The organism is Mucilaginibacter sp. P4_G9 (assembly GCF_056400985.1).
The window spans coordinates 1-1,751 of the sequence record NZ_JBFUKF010000668.1; the positions used below are offsets into that span (position 1 = coordinate 1).

A 1,751-nucleotide genomic window follows, 5' to 3' on the forward strand; every position below is an offset into this window, starting at 1 on the left:
TCCCTGTACTGTTCGGCAACCGGAAACGCTTTGGCAACTTTATCAAAAACGGCATCTGCTCCTTCCTTTAAATACGTAGCGGTCATCAAATTGGTTGTCTCTTTAGCATCAAMCAATTCAACATATTCCAGCATGTTGGCAAAAAGGTAATAAACCTGGTATGTATAATCTTTAGCTGGATATAAAACATCGTCAAGTTCCAAAATGAACGCTGTTTTGCGCTTATCAATATCTTTATACTTCATTGTCCCCGGCAAGGATTGTTATATTATACTCATTAAATAATACTCCGGCTTGTTGCAGCAAGGCTATTTCCGGTGCACGGAAAAGGTAAACAACCTCAACACCCAGATCGAGGCATAAAGTTAACATTTCGTGTGTATAACTGGAAGATTGTGGATCGGGAAGGCGAATAAGCTGCCCCGGTTTCAGCATAAAAGCGGGCAACTCAAGGTGATCGCCCATAATAACATCGTCGCCGTTCAGTTTGTTTTTTAGCTTATAGGCCGGCGCGGAATTAGCTGCTGTTATTAATATCTTCAATTTATTGTACAATTAAACCATCCTTCATCATCACCGTCCGATCCGACAGGTTGGCAAGATCTTCATTATGAGTAACAATTACAAAGGTTTGATTAAATTCCTTACGCAACTTAATGAAAAGTTCATGCAGTTCAAGCGCATTTACCGAATCGAGATTCCCCGAAGGCTCATCGGCAAAAATAAGCGCCGGGTTATTAATAAGCGCACGTGCCACTGCTACTCTTTGCTGTTCGCCGCCCGATAATTCATTTGGCTTATGGCTCATCCGTTCACCTAAACCCAGCAATACAAGCAGTTCTTTGGCTTTCTTTTCTGCTTCAGATTTAGATACACCTGCAATAAAGGCGGGGATACAAACATTTTCAATAGCGGTAAACTCGGCCAATAAATGGTGAAACTGGAAAATAAAGCCAATTTTACGGTTCCTGAAATCGCTGAGGTTCTTGTTATTGAGCTTACTTAGTTCAATATCATTAATATACAGCTGACCAGAATCGGGCCTGTCCAGCGTACCCAAAATATTAAGCAGGGAGCTTTTGCCTGCGCCCGATGCACCAACAATGGTAACAATTTCGCCACGCTGAACATCCAGATCAACCCCTTTTAATATTTGTAGCTGACCGTATGATTTAAAGATAGATTTGGCTTTAAGCATAGCGCAAAGTTAGTGTTTTGGTTGATTTTATTAGGAGACCCCAAATGGATTAAAACGGTGAGAAAAATTTAAAGGCCGGAAGGTAAAAAAGAAAACAAAACGTTGCTTGACTCGTATACAAATAAGTAAATTTAAACTCAAAAGAAATAAGCCTTATTACAGCCATCCTGATTTTTATATGATTAAACACCTTCAATTAATTTGTTGCATACTTCTTTTCGACCTATCGTTTATAAGCGCGCAACAGCTATTTGTTGAAAAATACCCGGTGAATGTTTACGGCGGCGCTATACAAAGCTGGACCATGGCGCAGGACAAGGAAGGAGTATTGTATATTGCCAATAATGACGGTGTGCTTAGATACGATGGCCTAAAGTGGGACCTGACAACTATTACCGATCAGAATTATGTTTTTTCGCTGGGGCTTAACTCAAAAAACGATATTTTTATAGGCTCCTATAATGAATTAGGATACCTCCATAAAGATAGCGCTGCAAATTATAAATATCACTCCTTATTACCCCTTGTCCCCAAACAGTACAAAAGCTTAAAT

2 protein-coding genes and 2 pseudogenes are annotated in these 1,751 nt (G+C 39.9%); 1 reads left to right on the plus strand and 3 read right to left on the minus strand.

The genetic code is table 11. The features are described 5' to 3' along the window. The 3 genes and pseudogenes from AC1DPZ_RS26535 to AC1DPZ_RS26545 all read right to left on the minus strand — a co-directional run. Nucleotides 1-245, minus strand: a pseudogene (locus AC1DPZ_RS26535) (haloacid dehalogenase); the annotation flags it as partial. Next, nucleotides 235-543 carry a hypothetical protein gene (locus AC1DPZ_RS26540; RefSeq protein WP_477409160.1) on the minus strand — a complete coding sequence of 103 codons (309 nt, stop codon included), beginning with the start codon at nt 541-543 and terminating at the stop codon, nt 235-237. The gene AC1DPZ_RS26540 and the pseudogene AC1DPZ_RS26535, both read right to left, overlap by 11 nt. 1 nt (nt 544) lies before the next feature. Then, nucleotides 545-1,198 carry an ABC transporter ATP-binding protein gene (locus AC1DPZ_RS26545; protein ID WP_477409162.1) on the minus strand — a complete coding sequence of 218 codons (654 nt, stop codon included), beginning with the start codon at nt 1,196-1,198 and terminating at the stop codon, nt 545-547. Between the two features lie 178 nt (nt 1,199-1,376). On the opposite strand from AC1DPZ_RS26545, the pseudogene AC1DPZ_RS26550 reads away from it, so the two are divergent. Next, a pseudogene (locus tag AC1DPZ_RS26550) lies at nt 1,377-1,751 on the plus strand (hypothetical protein); the annotation flags it as partial.